Annotated in this window: 17 protein-coding genes; 16 read left to right on the top strand and 1 reads right to left on the bottom strand. The window is 73.2% G+C overall.

Annotated elements, in window-relative coordinates; genetic code table 11:
* The first annotated feature begins 3 nt into the window (after positions 1-3).
* Genes pyrF through QRN30_RS14510 form a run of 5 tightly spaced genes read left to right on the top strand, consistent with a single transcriptional unit; the run spans position 4 to position 5307 of the window.
* Complete coding sequence (gene pyrF, locus QRN30_RS14490; RefSeq protein ID WP_235517503.1) at positions 4-888, top strand: orotidine-5'-phosphate decarboxylase; 885 nt, start codon at positions 4-6, stop codon at positions 886-888.
* Positions 885-1808, top strand: a complete 924-nt coding sequence (gene gmk, locus QRN30_RS14495) for a guanylate kinase (RefSeq protein WP_017887185.1) — start codon at positions 885-887, stop codon at positions 1806-1808. The genes pyrF and gmk overlap by 4 nt, the downstream gene beginning before the upstream one ends.
* A gap of 27 nt (positions 1809-1835) precedes the next feature.
* Positions 1836-2099 (top strand): DNA-directed RNA polymerase subunit omega, encoded by a 264-nt coding sequence (rpoZ, locus tag QRN30_RS14500; RefSeq protein ID WP_017887186.1) that lies wholly within the window; start codon positions 1836-1838, stop codon positions 2097-2099.
* A gap of 5 nt (positions 2100-2104) precedes the next feature.
* Positions 2105-3316 (top strand): methionine adenosyltransferase, encoded by a 1212-nt coding sequence (gene metK, locus QRN30_RS14505; protein ID WP_017887187.1) that lies wholly within the window; start codon positions 2105-2107, stop codon positions 3314-3316.
* A gap of 8 nt (positions 3317-3324) precedes the next feature.
* Positions 3325-5307 (top strand): primosomal protein N' family DNA-binding protein, encoded by a 1983-nt coding sequence (locus QRN30_RS14510; protein ID WP_214519316.1) that lies wholly within the window; start codon positions 3325-3327, stop codon positions 5305-5307.
* Positions 5308-5431: 124 nt separating this feature from the next.
* Here QRN30_RS14510 and QRN30_RS14515 read toward each other — a convergent pair whose 3' ends face one another.
* Complete coding sequence (locus QRN30_RS14515; RefSeq protein WP_017887189.1) at positions 5432-5887, bottom strand: DUF4383 domain-containing protein; 456 nt, start codon at positions 5885-5887, stop codon at positions 5432-5434.
* Positions 5888-5998: 111 nt separating this feature from the next.
* Here QRN30_RS14515 and QRN30_RS14520 point away from each other — a divergent pair, with 111 nt between their 5' ends.
* The 11 genes from QRN30_RS14520 (at position 5999) to QRN30_RS14570 (ending at position 17154) form a co-directional block, all read left to right on the top strand.
* Positions 5999-8953, top strand: a complete 2955-nt coding sequence (locus QRN30_RS14520; RefSeq protein WP_284761264.1) for a DEAD/DEAH box helicase family protein — start codon at positions 5999-6001, stop codon at positions 8951-8953.
* 67 nt (positions 8954-9020) lie between these two features.
* Entirely contained in the window at positions 9021-9956 is a 936-nt protein-coding gene (fmt, locus tag QRN30_RS14525) for a methionyl-tRNA formyltransferase (protein ID WP_259495616.1), read from the top strand.
* The gene (locus QRN30_RS14530; RefSeq protein WP_284761265.1) at positions 9953-11521 is read left to right on the top strand and encodes an RsmB/NOP family class I SAM-dependent RNA methyltransferase; all 1569 of its coding nucleotides are present in this window, start codon (positions 9953-9955) and stop codon (positions 11519-11521) included. The genes fmt and QRN30_RS14530 overlap by 4 nt, the downstream gene beginning before the upstream one ends.
* Positions 11522-11556: 35 nt before the next feature.
* Positions 11557-12216 (top strand): ribulose-phosphate 3-epimerase, encoded by a 660-nt coding sequence (gene rpe, locus QRN30_RS14535; RefSeq protein ID WP_017887193.1) that lies wholly within the window; start codon positions 11557-11559, stop codon positions 12214-12216.
* Between the two features lie 101 nt (positions 12217-12317).
* Positions 12318-12581, top strand: coding sequence for a phosphoribosyl-ATP diphosphatase (locus tag QRN30_RS14540; protein WP_031259753.1), 264 nt, complete (start codon positions 12318-12320; stop codon positions 12579-12581).
* 70 nt (positions 12582-12651) lie between these two features.
* A complete protein-coding gene (gene hisG, locus QRN30_RS14545; RefSeq protein ID WP_017887195.1) occupies positions 12652-13491 on the top strand; it encodes an ATP phosphoribosyltransferase in 840 nt (279 codons plus the stop codon).
* Positions 13488-14258 (top strand): imidazole glycerol phosphate synthase subunit HisF, encoded by a 771-nt coding sequence (hisF, locus tag QRN30_RS14550; RefSeq protein WP_017887196.1) that lies wholly within the window; start codon positions 13488-13490, stop codon positions 14256-14258. Before hisG ends, hisF begins: the two co-directional genes overlap by 4 nt.
* Positions 14259-14283: 25 nt before the next feature.
* Entirely contained in the window at positions 14284-14682 is a 399-nt protein-coding gene (hisI, locus tag QRN30_RS14555; RefSeq protein WP_017887197.1) for a phosphoribosyl-AMP cyclohydrolase, read from the top strand.
* A complete protein-coding gene (locus QRN30_RS14560; protein ID WP_017887198.1) occupies positions 14679-16223 on the top strand; it encodes an anthranilate synthase component I in 1545 nt (514 codons plus the stop codon). Before hisI ends, QRN30_RS14560 begins: the two co-directional genes overlap by 4 nt.
* A complete protein-coding gene (locus QRN30_RS14565; RefSeq protein ID WP_017887199.1) occupies positions 16220-16918 on the top strand; it encodes a Trp biosynthesis-associated membrane protein in 699 nt (232 codons plus the stop codon). The genes QRN30_RS14560 and QRN30_RS14565 overlap by 4 nt, the downstream gene beginning before the upstream one ends.
* On the top strand, positions 16915-17154 hold the full coding sequence (locus QRN30_RS14570) for an HGxxPAAW family protein (RefSeq protein ID WP_017887200.1): 240 nt from the start codon (positions 16915-16917) through the stop codon (positions 17152-17154). Before QRN30_RS14565 ends, QRN30_RS14570 begins: the two co-directional genes overlap by 4 nt.
* Positions 17155-17168 lie beyond the last annotated feature (14 nt).

The raw sequence follows: 17168 nt of genomic DNA on the forward strand, positions 1-17168 counted from the left end.
AGCGTGGGCACGAACCGGTCAGGAGGCCCGGCCTCCTTCGGCGACCGACTCGCGTCCGCCGTGCGCGAGCGTTCACCGCTCTGCGTCGGCATCGACCCCCACGCCGCCACCCTGGCGGCGTGGGGGCTCGGCCGCGACGAGCAGGGCCTTGCCGCATTCGGCGCGGCCCTGGTCGACGCGGCTGCCGGCCGCGCGGCGATCGTGAAGCCGCAGGTCGCCTTCTTCGAGGCGGCGGGGGTGGCGGGCTACCGCGCGCTCGACGCGACGATCCGTCGGGCACGCGATGCGGGCCTCCTGGTCGTCGCCGACGTGAAGCGGGGCGACATCGGGACGACCGGTGACGACTACGCGCTGGCGTGGCTGGACCGCGACGGGCCGTTCGCGGCCGACGCGATGACGGTGTCGCCGTACCTCGGGTACGGCTCGCTCCGGGGCACGATCGACGTCGCGCGCCGGAACGGTGCGGGGGTCTTCGTGCTCGCGGCGACGAGCAACCCCGAGGCCCGGGTGCTGCAGACCGCGGTGCTGGCCGAGGGACCGCGTACCGGCCGGACGGTCGCGGCCGGTATCGTCTTGGACGTGGCAGACGACAACCGGTCCGTGGGCGATCAGGCCCTGGGCGACGTCGGGCTCGTGCTCGGCGCGACCCTTCACCTCGACGACTTCGGCATCGACGCGGACGCGATCGGCTCCGCGCCGGTCCTCGCCCCGGGCTTCGGCGCCCAGGGGGCCCGCATCGAGGACCTCCGGGCGCTGTACGGCGCCCGTGCCGAGCAGGTGCTCGTGAGCGAGTCGCGCGGCCTGCTGACCGACGGTCCGGACGGGGTCGCGGCCCTCGTCGCCGACCGCGCCGACCGCATCCGCACGGCACTGGCGGCGGCAGCGTGACCGACGCGCCCGAGGGCCTGCCCGCGCACCGCACCCCGCCAGAGGTGGACCGCGTCGCCGCGGCGAAGGCCGCCGTCGCCGCACGACGCGCCCGGGCTGCGGTGAAGGCGGCGATCGCGTCGGGGGAGCGCTCCGCACTCGACGTCGCCCGTGCCGCGTGGGACGACTCGCTGGTCGAGACGACCTCGGCCGAGCGTTCGCTGCGGGTCCGCGACCTGCTCGTCAGCCTGCCGGGCATCGGCCCCGCACGAGCCGAGGCGATCATGGGGACCCTGCGGATCGCACCGTCGAAGCGCCTCGGTGGCCTCGGCACCCGGCAGCGGACCGCGCTGGCGGACTGGCTCGCCGCGCGCGGTCGCAAGCGTGGTGCCTCGAAGCTCGTCGTGCTCGCCGGACCCACCGCGGTCGGCAAGGGCACGGTGAGCGCGCACATCCGACAGCAGTACCCGGACGTCAACCTCAGCGTCTCCGCCACCACCCGGAAGCCCCGCCCCGGCGAGGTCGACGGTGTGCACTACTACTTCGTGGACGACGCCGAGTTCGACCGGATGATCCGCGACCGCGAGCTGCTCGAGTGGGCGACCGTCCACAACTCGTACCGCTACGGCACCCCGCGGCCGCCGATCGACCGTGCGCTCGACGCCGGCGAGAAGGTCATGCTCGAGATCGACCTGCAGGGCGCACGACAGGTCCGCGACGCCATGCCCGAGGCCGTGCTGGTGTTCCTGCTGCCCCCGACGTGGGAGGAACTGGTGCGCCGGCTCATCGGCCGTGGCACCGAATCCGCGGATGAACAGGCGCGTCGTCTCGAGACCGCGAAGGTCGAGCTGGCCGCCCAGGACGAGTTCGACGTGCGGATCGTGAACTCCGATGTCGGCACCGCGGCACGTGAGGTCGTAGACTTGTTCTCTGCGCCCTGACGGGTGCACTGACTTCGAGGAGACACCATGGCCAACCCCCAGGGCATCATCGACCCGCCCATCGACGACCTGCTCAGCAAGGTCGAGTCGAAGTACGCGCTCGTCATCTTCGCGTCGAAGCGCGCCCGCCAGATCAACGACTACTACGCCGACCTGCACGAGGGCTCGCTCTTCGACAACGTCGGCCCGCTCGTCGACTCGACGATCGACGACAAGCCGCTGTCCGTCGCGCTCCACGAGATCAACGAGGACAAGCTCACCGTCACCAAGCAGCAGCAGCCCACCGACTGATCCCGGTGACTGCAGCTGCTCTCCGCCTCTTCACGTCCGAGTCGGTGACCGAGGGGCACCCCGACAAGATCTGCGACCAGATCTCGGACAGCATCCTCGACGCGCTGCTCACGGTCGACCCGAACGCGCGCGTGGCCGTCGAGACGATGGTGACCACCGGGCTCGTGCACGTCGCCGGCGAGGTCACGACCTCCGGCTACGTCGAGATCCCGAAGCTCGTGCGTGACGTCATCACCGGCATCGGCTACAACTCGTCGGACGTCTCGTTCGACGGCGCCACCTGCGGTGTCGAGGTCTCGATCGGTGCGCAGTCGCCCGACATCGCGCAGGGTGTGGACGAGTCGCTCGACTCCCGCACCGGTGCGGTCGATCCGCTCGACCGTCAGGGCGCCGGCGACCAGGGCATCATGTTCGGCTTCGCGACGAACGAGACCCCCGAGTACATGCCGGTCGCGATCTGGCTGGCGCACCGCCTGGCCGAGCGCCTGGCCGCGGTCCGCAAGTCGGGCGAGCTGTCGTTCCTGCGTCCCGACGGCAAGACCCAGGTCACCGTCGGGTACGACGGCGTCGTGCCGAAGACCGTCGAGACCGTCGTGCTCTCCACGCAGCACTCGCCGAGCGTCACGCTCGACGAGCTCACCGCCGCGATCACCGAGCACGTGATCCGTCCGGTCCTCGACCTCGTCGACCTCGACTCCTCGCACGTCGACGTCATCGTCAACCCGACCGGTCGCTTCGAGATCGGTGGACCCCAGGGCGACGCCGGACTCACCGGCCGCAAGGTGATCGTCGACACGTACGGCGGGGCCTCCCGTCACGGTGGCGGAGCGTTCAGCGGCAAGGACCCGTCGAAGGTCGACCGTTCGGCCGCCTACGCGCTGCGCTGGGTCGCGAAGAACGCGGTCGCCGCGGGGCTCGCCGACCGGCTCGAGGTGCAGGTCGCGTACGCGATCGGCCGCGCGAAGCCCGTCGGGCTCTACGTCGAGACCTTCGGCACCGGACACGTCGACGACGCCACGATCGAAGCCGCCATCCGCCAGGTGTTCGACCTGCGTCCGGCCGCGATCATCCGCGACCTCGACCTGCTCCGACCGATCTACGCGCAGACCGCGACCTACGGCCACTTCGGCCGCGAGCTCCCCGGGTTCACGTGGGAGCAGCTCGACCGTGTCGAGGAACTCCGCGCTGCCGCAGGACTCGTCGCCGCGACCGTCTGAAGCACCGCGTGACCACCGTCGCGCGCGTCGTCCTCGACTCGCCGCTCCCGCAGTTGGACCGTCTGTTCGACTACCGGGTGCCGGCCGAGCTCGAGGACGACTGCGTCGCGGGGGTCCGCGTCAAGGTGCCGCTGCGCACCGGGGCGCGGATGTCCGACGGGTACGTGGTCGAGATCGTCACCGAGGGTGAGTACCCCGGTGAGCTCAGCCAGATCGAGGCCGTGCTGTCCCCGGTGCCCGTCCTGGCGCCGGAGATCTGGACCCTCGCGCGCGCCGTCGCGGACCGGGCGGCGGGCGTCGCCTCCGACGTCCTGCGCCTCGCCGTGCCACCGCGGCAGGTGCGCGCCGAGAAGGCCTGGCTCGCCCGTGACACCGCGTGGTCGCCCCCGCCGGTGACCGCTCCGCCCGTCACCGGCTACGCCGACGGCGTCCTGGAGGCCGTGGTGACGGAGCACGGACGTGCTGCGGTCGCCGCCGTCCCCCAGCCCGTGGCGGTGGGTGACGCGGACGCACCGGTGTGGGTGCCGGGATGGGCTGCGACGCTCGCCCAGGCCGCGGCGCACACGCTGGCTGCCGAGCAGTCCGCGGTGGTCGCCGTGCCGGACTTCCGCGACGTCATCGACCTCGAGCGCGCCCTGCTCGCCGTGCTGCCGCCGGAACGGGTGGTGCGGTTCGACGCGAAGCAGACGAACGGGCAGCGTGCGAAGGCCCTGCTGCAGGCCCGCACGCACCCGGTGGTCGCGATCGGGAACCGCACGGCGATGTACGCGCCGGCGACGGAGCTCGGGCTGATCGCGATGTGGGACGACGGCGACGCCTCGTTCATCGAGCAACGGGCGCCCTACGTGCACACGCGCGACGTCGCCCTGGTGCGGGCGGCCCAGTCCGGTGCCGCGCTGCTGTTCGTCTCGCACGCGCGCAGCACCGACGTGCAACGCCTGGTCGAGCTGCACTGGCTGCAGGACGTCGTCCCGTACCGCGTGAAGACCCCGAAGGTCATCCCCACCGTGCAGCAGACCGGGGCCGAGGGCTTCGCCGCCCAGGCGCGCATCCCGAGTTCGGCCTGGCGTGCCGCGCGCGAGGCGAGCCAGCACGGAGCCGTCCTGGTGCAGGTCGCCAGCCCGGGCTTCGGCACCGGCCTGGTCTGCGCCGAGTGCGGCGAACGGGCGCACTGCCGGGTCTGCGGCGGCCCGCTCGGCAGCCCCCACCGGGGCGCCACCCCCCAGTGCCGGTTCTGCGGTGCCCTGGCCGTCGGGTTCCGCTGCCCGACGTGCGGCAACGGCACCGTCAAGCCGGTCGGCCAGGGCGCACAGCGCACCGCGGAGGAGCTCGGGCGGGCGTTCCCCGGCACCCGGATCATCGTCGCGGACGGATCCCGTCCGCTCGACGAGGTCCCCGCCAAGCCGTCGGTCGTCGTCGCCACCCGCGGGGCGGAACCCTCGGTGCCCGGCGGTTACGCCTGCGTGCTGCTGCTCGACGGCGAGAAGATGCTCGCCCGCGAAGGGCTGCGCGTGCAGGAGGACGTGCTGCGCTTCTGGACGAACGCGGCGGCGAAGTCGGCCCCCGGCGCCGAGGTGTACCTGGTCGGGATCGGTGGGCGTCTGGCGTCTGCGATGGCCCTGTGGCGGCTCGACGGACCCGCGCACGACGAACTCACCGACCGCCGTGAACTCCACTTCCCGCCGGCCGTCCGGGTGGCGACGATGACCGGCACCGACGAGGCCGTCACCGCTGCGGTCGAGGCCCTGGGCGACGCCGTCGTCGGTCCGGTGCTCGGCCCGGTCCCCGTCGAGGACGACGCCCTGCCGGGCACGGTCCGGGCGATCGTGCGGTTCCCGTACGCCCACGGTGCCGAGGTCGCGGCGACGCTCAAGGCCGAGGTCATCCGGCGTTCGTCGACCCGGCGGGTGCTCAAGGGCGGCAACCGCCGACGGGCCGCTCCGACGCTGCGGGTGCGGCTCGACGACGCCGAACCGTTCTCCGAGGTCTGAGCCCGGCCGACCGGGTGGGCACGACTGGGTGGCCCCGACGCAGAACGACACCGCCGACGTCGTGGGACGTCGGCGGTGTCGTTCGGGGTCTGCCGCGTTGCTGCGACAGTCGGGTGTGCGCCGGTCAGGCGTTGGCGGGCCGGCGACGCTCGCGCGGCAGCACGACGCCGAGGGCGACCATGCCGATGGCGAGCACGAGGTGCAGCCAGTTGTCGGCGTTGTTCAGCGGGACGAAGTTCGCACCCGAGCTGTGCCCGGCGGTGAACAGGCCGTAGACCCACAGGACGAAGTAGACGACCCCGCCGAGCACGAGGTACATCCGTGAGCCGGTGGCCCGGTTGGCGGCGAGCAGTCCGACGACGCCGAACAGCAGGTGGACGATGTTGTGCAGCACCGACACCTGGAAGATACCGAGCAGCATGCCCATCGACTCGTGTCCGGCGCCGGCCAGGTCACCGGTCGTGATGCCGGGGACGAACCCGGCGATCCCGACGAGCAGGAACACGATGCCGACCACGAGGGCGGCCTTCTGGACGGACGAACCGGCGTAGCGGTTGGTGGCGGTGGTGACGTCGCTCATGGTGGTTCCTTTCCTGATGTGGTTCAGACCGTACGCAGCCACCGCGCAGTCGGTTCACGGACGGTCCACGGAACGCATCCCGCCGCGCACGGCCCGTGGGAGACTCGAGGCGTGACGACGGGGGAACGGGGCGGTCCGCTCACGGGCTGGCGCTACCAGGGGACGCTGCGGCGCTACCAGCAGGACGTGCTCGACCGGGTGCCTGTGGTGCCAGGGGACCCGGTGCACGTGGTCGCGCCGCCGGGCTCCGGCAAGACCCTGCTCGGGCTCCTGCTGGCCGGCCGCGCCGGAGCCCGCGCGCTCGTCCTCGCGCCGACCGCGACGATCCGCTCCCAGTGGGCCGTCTCGGCTGCCGCGCTCGACGGTGCTCCGGCCGTCCGCGTGTCCGAGGACCCCGAGCACCCCGGTGATCTGACCGCGCTGACCTACCAGATGCTCTCGGTCCTCGAGACCGGCAACCCGCTCACCGAGCTCGCGGCTGCGGACTGGCGCCGCGAACTCGTCGAGGGCGGCCGCGACGAGCAGGCTGCGGCAGCGTGGCTCGTCGACCTCGATGGCTCCAACCCGACGGCGTACCGGAAGGGGATCGCGCGGCGCTCACGGGCCATCCGCCGTCGACTCGCCCGCGAGGACCCGGCGATCCTCGCGACCGCGCTGCACCCGAACGCCCGGGCCCTGGTCGACCGGCTCGTCGCGCACGGCGTCGGCACCATCGTGCTCGACGAGTGCCACCACCTGCTCGACCACTGGGCCCTCGTGGTCGCGTACCTCGCCGCACGCATCCGGCAGGCCGGCCGTGAACCCCTGCTCATCGGGCTCACCGCCACCCTGCCGTCCACCGACGACCGGGACGCGCACGACAACTACACCGCGCTGCTCGGCGACGTCGACCACGAGGTCCCGACACCGGCCGTGGTGAAGGAGGGCAACCTCGCGCCCTACCGAGACCACGTCTGGTTCGTCGAACCCACGCAGGACGAGATCGCGTTCCTCCGCGAGCACGAGGACCAGCTCGCGAGCCTGGTGGCGACGACGTTCGACGACCCCGACGGCGCGGACTGGCTGGTGCACACCCTGCAGCCACCCGTCGACCAGTCCGACGGTGACCGCTCGGCCACGGCATCGCCCGAGACGCGGCTGGCCCGTGCGTTCGACACCGACTTCGCCGTCGCCGAGTCCGCCGCGCGCATGCTCGCGGAGGTCCGTCCGGACCACCCGGTCCTGGCCTTCGTCCACCACGCCGCCCGGAGCACACCCGACGCCGAGCAGCGACTCCGGCTGCTCGCCCGCTACGCCCTCGACCGGCTCCTGCCCGATCCCGACCGAGCGGAACAGTGGCAGCGGATCAAACGGTCCATCGTCGACTTCGGCTTCACCCTGACGGACCGCGGGGTCCGGCGTGGCCGCGACCCCGTCGACACCGTCCTCGCCTCGTCCGCGGCCAAGGACACCGCGGTGGGGGAGATCCTCCGGCTCGAACTCGAGCAGGAGGGCGCGGGCCGCCTGCGCACCGTCGTCGTCACGGACCACGCCACGCACGGCAACGCCCGTGGCTCGGGTGGGCGCGACGCCGGCGCGCTCCGCACCTTCGCGACGATCGCCGCGGACCCGACCCTCACCGGCCTGCACCCCGTCCTCGTCACCGCGAAGCACCTCCGCATCGCCGCCCGCGACGCCGACGTCCTGCTGCCCGCGCTCCGACGCCACCTCGGCACCGAACTGCCCGCCAGTCCGGTGGACGGCACACCGGGGGTGCTCGCGGTGGAGACCGCCGGCACCGGCTCGGCCGCGGTCATCGCCGCCGTCTCGGCACTGCTCACCGACGCGACCACCCGTCTCGTCGTCGGCACCCGCGGACTCCTCGGCGAGGGCTGGGACTGCCCGGCGGTGAACACCCTGATCGACCTCACGGCCGTCGCGACGTCCTCCGCCACCCAGCAGCTCCGCGGTCGCACCCTGCGCCTCGACCCCGCCTGGCCCCGCAAGGTCGCCCACAACTGGACCGTCACCGCCGTCGTGCCCGCTGACGTCCCGCTCCTCGCAGCGCCGGACGTCAGCCGCATGCACCGGAAGCACGATCAGCTCTGGGGACTCCTCCGCGAGGACGACACCCAGGTCGTCCGCGGCACCGGGACCGCACTCTCCGACGCACACGCCCTGCGGCTCGCCGCGATCGTCGCCAAGGACAAGCGGCGGAGCGTCCGAGCGCTCGACGACGACATCGCGGCGGCGCTGCCGTCCCGTGAGCAGACCCACGCGGCCTGGCGCATCGGCGAGCCGTACGCCGACCGCGAGAGCACGGCGGCCGTCCTCCACGAACCCGATGCCGCGCCGTGGACCACCGGCCCCACCGCAGCCGCCGTGATGACCGTCGTGCTCGCGCTGGTGCTCGCGGTCGTCGCACAGTCGTTCCGTGTCGTCGTCGAACTCTGGCGCGCCGGCGTCGTCCTCGGCGTCGTCGGTGCGGTCCTCGCCGTGGTCGCCGCGACCGCGGTCGCCTGGCCGGTCGCCCGCCAGCTCGGCACGGCGCTGCGACAGCGGTTCGACACCGCGCACGGCTACCGGAGCGCCGTCCGCGTCGTCGTCGACGGCCTGCACCGCGCCGGACGCATCCCCGCCTACGGTGACGGCGACATCCGCGTCACCCCGACGATGGCCGGCAGGCTGCCGGTGGCGTTCACCATGGAGGCCCTCGGCGGGACCGTGGAGGACCGCCGCACGGTGACGAGCGCACTCGCCGAGGCGTTCGGTCCGGTCCGCACGCCGCGGTTCCTGCTCGAGACCGGGCGCGGCGAGGCAGCGCGGCTGCGCCGGGCACCGCTGCTGGCGCTCGCGCTGTGGATCGCACGGACGACCACCCGCGGCAACCGGTTCCTGGCGGTCCCGACGGGGATCGGACGACGGCGGGAGGACGCCGAGGCGTTCGCCGCCGACTGGGACCGTTCGGTCGGTCCGTGTCGGCTCCACGAGATCGACTCGCCGGCGTCGCTCGTGCTGCTGCTCCGCGCTCGACGTGACTCCGGAGCGACGAAGACGCCGCCGTCCCTGCGTGACCAGTGGTCCTGACGACGGGCTGGTGACGTCGGCCGGTGCTCGTGCCGGCCGCGGGCGACGCGCGTGGGACGATGGACCCATGCGTCTCGTCGTCGCCGGCAGCCCCGCTGCGGCCGTCCCCACCCTCCGCCGTCTGGCGGCGTCCGACCACGAGATCGTCGCGGTGCTCACCCGGCCGGCCACCCCGCAGGGCCGCAAGCGGGTCCTCACCCCGACTCCGGTGGCCGTCGTCGCCGCGGAGCTCGGACTGCCGGTCATCGAGGCCTCGCGCGTCGACGATGCCGTCACCGCCCAGATCGCGGACCTCGACGTCGACCTCGGCGTGATCGTCGCCTACGGCGCACTGCTCCGCCGCCCGGCCCTCGACGCCCCGCGACACGGGTGGATCAACCTGCACTTCTCCGACCTGCCGGCGTACCGCGGTGCTGCTCCCGTGCAGCGTGCGGTGATGGCCGGCGACACCCGGACCGCCGCCACGGTCTTCCAGCTGGTCGAGGCGCTCGACGCCGGCCCGGTCTACGCCGCGCGGCCCTTCGAGATCGACCCCGAGGCGACCTCGGGTGAGGTCCTCGGCGCGATGGCCGAGGTCGGTGCCGACGTCGTGGCGGACGTCGTGGACGGCATCGCCGCCGGCACCGCTGTCGCGACCGAGCAGTCCGGCGAGCCCACCCTCGCCCCGAAGCTCACGATCGACGACGGCCGTGTCGACTTCGCCGCTCCGGCAGCGGTCGTGCACGCCCGGCTGCGCGGCGTCACGCCCGAGCCCGGCGCGTACGCCCACCTGGGCGAGACCCGCGTGAAGCTGCTCCGCAGCACGCTCCAGCCAGGAGGCGCCGAGGACCCCGCCCCGTCGCTCGCGCCCGGTGCGCTCGCGCTCCACGGCGGTCGGCTGCTGGTCGGGACCGCCGACACCCCGCTCGTGCTGCTCGAGGTGCAGCCGGCGGGCAAGAAGGCGATGGACGCCGCCGCCTGGGCCCGTGGCCTCGGCGAACTGGACGGGAAGGTCCTCGCATGAGCCCCCAGACGAAGCCCCAGGCTGCCCGCCGTGGCCCCCGCCCGGCCAGTGCCCGCCGCGTGGCGTTCGACGTGCTCCGCGCCGTGCAGGTCGACGACGCCTACGCGAACCTGCTGCTGCCGACGCGCATCCGTCGTGCCGGGCTCACCGCCCGCGACGCCGGGTTCGCGACCGAGCTCACCTACGGGTCGATCCGGATGCTCGGCCGCTACGACGTCATCATCGCGCTGGCCTCCGGTCGCCGGGCCGAGAACATCGAGGCGGACGTCCTCGACGTGATGCGCCTGGGCGCCCACCAGCTGCTCGCCATGCGCACGCCGACGCACGCCGCCGTCGACGCCACGGTGGAGCTCGCCCGCGAGGTCGGTGCCCGCCGCGCCACCGGGTTCGTCAACGCCGTGATGCGGAAGATCGCCGCCCGCACCGACGACGAGTGGGACGCCCTGATCACCGAGGGCCGCGCCGGGGACGCCCTGCTCGCCACCCGGTGGTCGCACCCGGTCTGGGTCGTCTCCGCGCTCCGCGACGCCCTGGCCGCCGAGCGCTCCCGCGACGAGCTCGCAGCCCTGCTCGCCGCCGACAACGCAGCACCCCGGGTGCAGCTCGCAGCCCTGCCCGGACTCGCCACCGACGAGGACATCGCCACCGCGACCGCGCGCACCGCGCCGGACGACGACCCGGACGCCGCGTTCGCCGACGCGACCGGGGCGGACGACGTGCCCGCGGCCCTGGTGCCCGCCGTCGACGAACCGGAGGCCGACGGCGCGACCGGCACCGTGCCTCCCGTCCGGTCCACCGAACCCGTCGTGCAGGCGGACGCCGCGCCGGTGTCGCCCGTCGGGATCCGCGGCATCTCCGGCGACCCGGCACGCGTGCCGGGCGTCGCCGCCGGGCGCCTGCGCGTGCAGGACGAGGGGTCGCAGCTCGCCGCGCTGGCGCTGAGCCGCTCGTCGGCCGTGCGTGCGGGGGAGCGGTGGCTCGACATGTGCGCCGGTCCCGGCGGCAAGGCCGCGCTGCTCGCCGCCGAGGCGCAGCAGGGCGGGGCGACCCTGGTCGCCAACGAGCTCGTGCCCGCCCGGGCCGGACTCGTGCGGAACGCCCTCGGCGTGTTCGGCGACCACGTGCGGGTCGTCGAGGGCGACGCCCGTCGGTACGGCCGCGACGGCACCGGGATGACCTTCGACCGCATCCTGCTCGACGCCCCGTGCACCGGGCTCGGCGCGCTGCGTCGCCGGCCGGAGGCCCGCTGGCGGAAGCTCCCCGAGGACGTCGAGGAGCTCGCGGCGCTGCAGACCGAACTGCTCGACGCCGCCGTCCGCGTGCTCGCTCCGGGCGGGACCCTGGCGTACGTGACGTGCTCGCCGCACCTGGCCGAGACGCGCGGGCAGGTCGACGCGCTGATGGGGCGGCACGGTGGCCGGCTCGAGCAGCTCGACACCGCCACGGTCGTCCGGGGTGTCGCCGCTCGTGACCCGGAGATCGCGGACGGCGCCACAGCGCAGCTGTGGCCGCACCGGATCGGCACCGACGCGATGTTCATCGCGCTGTTCCGTCGCGTCGACTGAGGTCCCGACGCGCGGCACGCCGGTAGGCTTGCCCGGTGACGATCCGCATCTCGCCGAGCATCCTGTCCGCCGACTTCGCGAACCTCGAGCGTGAACTCCACCGCATCGAGACCGCCGACCTGGTGCACGTCGACGTGATGGACAACCACTTCGTGCCGAACCTGACGCTCGGGCTGCCGATCGTCGAGCGCCTGCAGCAGGTGTCGCCGGTGCCACTCGACGTGCACCTCATGGTCACGGACGCCGACCGAAACGCGCCGAAGTACGCCGAGACCGGTGCGTCGAGCGTCACGTTCCACTTCGAGGCCGCCGAAGACCCGGTGGCGACCGCCGCGGCGATCCGGTCGAACGGTGCCCGCGCGGCCGTCGCCGTGAAGCCCGGCACCCCGATCACCCAGGTGCTGCACCACCTCGACGCCTACGACATGATCCTGCTGATGACGGTCGAGCCCGGGTTCGGCGGCCAGTCGTTCATGCCGTCCGTGATGCCGAAGCTCGCTGACGCGCGCGCGGCGGTCGACGCCTCGGGGCTCGACGTCTGGCTCGAGGTGGACGGGGGCATCTCGGTGGACACCGTGCCCGAGGCCGTGCGGAGCGGTGCGGACACGCTCGTCGCGGGGTCGGCGGTCTTCGGCGGCGAGCCCGCCGCGCGCATCACCGACCTGCGCGAGGCCGCCGCTCGGGCCCGCTCGTGACCGTGGGACCGCCGGACGGTACCGGCGTGGCCGAGGCGACCACCGCCTCCCGTCCGGACGGTGCGTCGGCAGCGTCAGCGGAGACCGGTAGCCTGGACCCCGTGAAGACGTTCGACGACCTGTTCCAGGAGCTCACCGAGAAGGCGCGCACGCGCCCCGAGGGCTCCGGCACCGTCGCCGAACTCGACGCCGGCGTGCACCAGATCGGCAAGAAGATCGTCGAGGAAGCCGCCGAGGTCTGGATGGCGGCCGAGTACGAGGGCGACGAGCGCACCTCGGAGGAGATCTCGCAGCTGGTCTACCACCTCCAGGTCCTCATGGTCGCCAAGGGGCTCACCCCGGCGGACGTCTGGCGACATCTGTAGGACGCGCTCGGGCACCAGCCCGCGCACCGACCTCGATCCGCCACGACCCCGACCAGAAAGCAGACCCCTGATGCTCCGCATCGCCGTGCCCAACAAGGGCTCCCTGTCCGAGACCGCGTCCGACATGCTGCGTGAGGCCGGGTACGCCGGTCGCCGTGACCCGAAGGCGCTGCACCTGCTCGACGAGCGCAACGGCGTCGAGTTCTTCTTCCTCCGCCCGCGGGACATCGCCACGTACGTGGGGTCCGGCGCACTCGACGTCGGCATCACCGGCCGTGACCTGCTGCTCGACTCCGGCTCCGAGGCGCACGAGGTCGACGCGCTCGGCTTCGCCGACTCCACCTTCCGGTTCGCCGGCACGCCCGGACGGTTCGCCTCGCTGCAGGACCTCGACGGCGTCCGCGTGGCCACGAGCTACCCCGGCCTCGTCGGAGCGTTCCTCGCCGAGCACGGGGTCACCTCGACGCTCGTGAAGCTCGACGGCGCCGTCGAGAGCGCCGTGCGGCTCGGGGTCGCCGACGCCGTTGCCGACGTCGTGTCGACGGGCAGCACGCTCCGACAGGCGGGCCTCGAGATCTTCGGCCCGGTGATCCTCGAGTCGACCGCGGTGCTCGTCTCCACCGACGAGACCATCGCCGGCATCGACGTGCTGCGTCGGCGGCTGCAGGGCGTGCTCGTCGCCCGCGGCTACGTGATGCTCGACTACGACGTCCCCACGGCACTGCTCGAGCAGGCGACGGCGGTGGCGTCCGGCATCGAGTCGCCCACGGTGTCGCCGCTGCACGACCGCGAGTGGGCGGCGGTCCGCGTGATGATCCCGCGCGACGACGCGAACCTCATCATGGACGCGCTCTACGACCTCGGCGCCCGGGCGATCCTCGTCAGCCCGATCCACGCCGCACGCCTGTGACCACCGGCGGCGTGTCGGTGCGGGTCATCCCGTGCCTCGACGTCAAGGGCGGCCGAGTCGTCAAGGGTGTCAACTTCCTCGACCTGCAGGACGCCGGTGACCCCGTCGAGCTCGCGGCGCGGTACTACGAGCAGGGTGCCGACGAGCTGACCTTCCTCGACGTCGGCGCCACGGTCGAGAACCGGGCGACGATGTACGACACCGTGACCCGGACGGCCGAACAGGTCTTCATCCCGCTCACCGTCGGTGGTGGGGTGCGCAGCGTCGACGACGTGTCGCGGCTGCAGCAGTGCGGTGCGGACAAGATCGGCGTGAACAGCGCGGCCATCGCCCGCCACGAACTCGTCGGCGAGATCGCCGACCGGTTCGGCGCGCAGGCCGTCGTGCTCTCGCTCGACGTCAAGCGGTCGGACCGGATGCCCTCGGGCTTCGTGGTCACCACCCACGGGGGGCGGACCGAGTCCGACCTCGACGCGATCGCCTGGGCGCGCGAAGCCGTCGAACGCGGTGCGGGGGAGCTGCTCGTCAACTCGATCGACGCCGACGGCACGAAGAACGGGTTCGACCTCGAACTCGTGGCCGCGGTGCGCGCGGTCTCGTCCGTCCCGGTGATCGCCTCGGGAGGCGCGGGTCGCGTCGAGCACTTCGCCCCGGCCGTCGACGCGGGTGCGGACGCGGTCCTCGCCGCCAGCGTCTTCCACCGTGGCGAGATGACCGTGGGGGACGTCAAGGCCGCGCTCCGCGCGACCGGTCACGCCGTCCGCTGATCCGCCGCCGTAGGCTAGGAGTCTCATGACCGACAGCACCAGTACCGACACCGAGGCGGTCCTCGACCGCGCACACTTCGGTGCGGACGGCCTGCTCCCCGCCATCGTGCAGGAGGAATCGTCGAAGGACGTCCTCATGCTCGGCTACATGGACCGGGAAGCCCTCCGCCGCACCCTCACCGAGGGCCGTGTGACCTTCTGGTCGCGGTCGCGGAACGAGTACTGGCGGAAGGGCGACACGTCGGGACACGCGCAGTACGTCCGCGGGGCCGCGCTGGACTGCGACGACGACACGCTCCTCGTGACGGTGCACCAGGTCGGGGCAGCGTGCCACACCGGTGCGCACCGGTGCTTCGACGTCGACCCGCTCGCGCCCGTGACCATGTCCGCCCCGGCCGACGCAGCCGTGGAGGCGACCCGATGACCGCCGCGACGATCTCCGAGAACCCGCACACGACCTCCCGGCCGGAGTTCGACGGTCTGGTCGACGACCACCGCGTCATCCCGGTCGTCCGCGCCCTGTACGGCGACAGCGAGACGCCGGTCGGCGTGTACCGCAAGCTCGCCGACGGCCGCCCCGGGTCGTTCCTGCTCGAGTCCGCCGGCCAGGGCGGCCTGTGGTCGCGCTGGTCGTTCGTCGGGGTGCGGAGCTTCGGCGTCCTGACACAGGACGGCGACCGCGCGGCGTGGATCGACACCGGCATCGACGCCGAGCGGGCCGTCGGGTCCCTCGACGGTGCCCCGCTGGACGTCCTCGCGCGGCTGCACGAGCGCTGGGCCACGCCCCGTGTGCCCGGCTCGCCGCCGCTCGTCGGCGGCACCGTGGGCTTCATCGGGTGGGAGGCCGTCCGGCAGCTCGAACACCTGCCGAACGTGCCGCCGTCCGACTTCGACGTCCCCGGTCAGGCCCTGTCCTTCGTGTCCGAGCTCGCCGCCCTCGACCACCGCACCGGGCTCGTGCTGCTCGTCGCGAGCGTGCTGAACGACGGCACGGACGACGCCGATGCCCTGTGGGCGGACGCGCAGCAGCGCCTCGACCGCATGCAGGGCGACCTGGTGCAGCCGAGCGTCGCGACCGTCGCCGAGGCGTTCGAGATCGCGGAGCCGACCCCGACGCACCGGACGAGCCCGGCCGACTACATGGCCGCCGTCGAGCGGTCGAAGGACTTCATCCGCGACGGCGACGTGTTCCAGGTCGTCATCTCGCAGCGGTTCGACCACGAGGTGACGGCCGACCCGCTCGATGTCTACCGTGTGCTCCGGACCCTGAACCCGAGCCCGTACATGTACTTCCTGGCGCTGGCGGACACCGCCGACGAGCGGTTCTGGATCGTCGGCGCCTCGCCCGAGGCGCTGGTGAAGGTGCAGGGCGACCACGCCGTCACCCACCCGATCGCCGGGTCCCGCCCGCGTGGTGCCACGCCCGAAGAGGACGTCCGCCTCGGCGAGGACCTGCTCGGCGACCCGAAGGAGCGCGCGGAGCACCTGATGCTCGTCGACCTGTCCCGCAACGACCTGCAGAAGGTGTGCGAGCCGGGCACGGTCGCCGTCACCGAGTTCATGACGGTCGAGCGGTTCAGCCACATCATGCACCTGGTGTCGAGCGTCGAGGGCCGCATCCGTCCCGAGGCCTCGGCCATCGACGTGTTCCGGGCGACGTTCCCGGCAGGCACGCTCTCGGGCGCGCCGAAGCCCCGAGCGCTCCAGATCATCGACGAGCTCGAGCCCGCCAAGCGTGGTGCGTACGCCGGTGTCGTGGGCTACTTCGACTTCGCCGGGGACGCCGACCTGGCGATCGCGATCCGCACCGCCCTGATCAAGGACGGCGTCGCCCGCGTGCAGGCCGGGGCCGGCCTCGTGGCCGACTCCGACCCGGAGACCGAGCACGTCGAGGCGGTCAACAAGGCCGCGGCCCCGTTGCGTGCCGTCGCGACGGCGAACCGGATGCGCGAGGTCCGTTCGTGAAGCGGTCGCGCCCGATCGTCGTCGTCGCCGGACTCCTGGTCGCCGGCATCATCATGCTCGCGTGGACCCAGACCTGGTTCACCGTCCGCCTGCACGCGGGAGCGGCAGTCACGTCGACGGTCGCCGCCGACGGCGCAGCGGTCGTGCCGCAGTTCACCGCGCTGGCGATCGCGAGCCTCGCGCTGTTCCTCGCGATGACCATCGCCGGACGGGTGCTGCGCATCGTGCTCGCCGCCGTGGAGATCCTGCTCGGCCTCGGCGTGGTCGTCAGCGGCATCACCGCGGCCGCCGACCCGATCGCCGCTGCACGCGGCGCCGTGGGCGAGGTCGCCGGGGTGAGCGACCTCGGCGCCGTCCGGAGCGTCGTGTCGAGCGTCAGCGTGAGCCCGTGGCCCGCAGTCGGCATCGCGGGCGGCGTGCTCGCCGTGCTGCTGGGCGTCGTCGTCATCGTGGTCCAGCGCGCCTGGCCCGGACCGAGCAGGAAGTACGGAGCCGCGACCGCCGGAGCCGCCGCCGCGGCGCGGGCCGCGGCACCCGTCGAGCGCGATGCGGTCGTCGACTGGGACGACCTGAGCGCGGGCGTGGACCCCACCACCGTGGACGGCGCGGGCGCGGGGGCGCCGAGTGACGACACGGTAGGATCGACAGGGCGTCGCTCGACCGACGACGCCGGAGCAGAACGAGGAGCACCGTGAGCAACACTGAGCCCGCAGAACTCGGCGAAGGCCACTCGCCGGCCGCCTGGACCGCCGTCGTGATCATGCTGATCGGATTCGCGGCAGGCACGCTGTTCTTCTGGTTCGACCAGCCGTGGGGCGTCTGGGCCTCCGCTGGCGTCGTCCTCATCGGCCTCATCGTCGGTGGCGTGATGAAGAAGGCCGGCTACGGCGTCGACGGTCCGAAGTTCGTCCCCAAGCACCACGGCGAATAGGGGTCTGCCGATGC

The organism is Curtobacterium sp. MEB011 (assembly GCF_030209655.1).
In the GTDB taxonomy this organism is placed as follows: domain Bacteria; phylum Actinomycetota; class Actinomycetes; order Actinomycetales; family Microbacteriaceae; genus Curtobacterium; species Curtobacterium poinsettiae.

Bases quoted from the DNA above. Each gene is read 5' to 3' on its own strand.
- rpoZ (WP_017887186.1), top strand. From the start codon at position 1,836: ATGGCCAACCCCCAGGGCATCATCGACCCGCCCATCGACGACCTGCTC.
- QRN30_RS14515 (WP_017887189.1), bottom strand. From the start codon at position 5,887: ATGAGCGACGTCACCACCGCCACCAACCGCTACGCCGGTTCGTCCGTC.
- fmt (WP_259495616.1), top strand. From the start codon at position 9,021: ATGCGTCTCGTCGTCGCCGGCAGCCCCGCTGCGGCCGTCCCCACCCTC.
- QRN30_RS14530 (WP_284761265.1), top strand. From the start codon at position 9,953: ATGAGCCCCCAGACGAAGCCCCAGGCTGCCCGCCGTGGCCCCCGCCCG.
- hisG (WP_017887195.1), top strand. From the start codon at position 12,652: ATGCTCCGCATCGCCGTGCCCAACAAGGGCTCCCTGTCCGAGACCGCG.
- hisI (WP_017887197.1), top strand. From the start codon at position 14,284: ATGACCGACAGCACCAGTACCGACACCGAGGCGGTCCTCGACCGCGCA.
- QRN30_RS14560 (WP_017887198.1), top strand. From the start codon at position 14,679: ATGACCGCCGCGACGATCTCCGAGAACCCGCACACGACCTCCCGGCCG.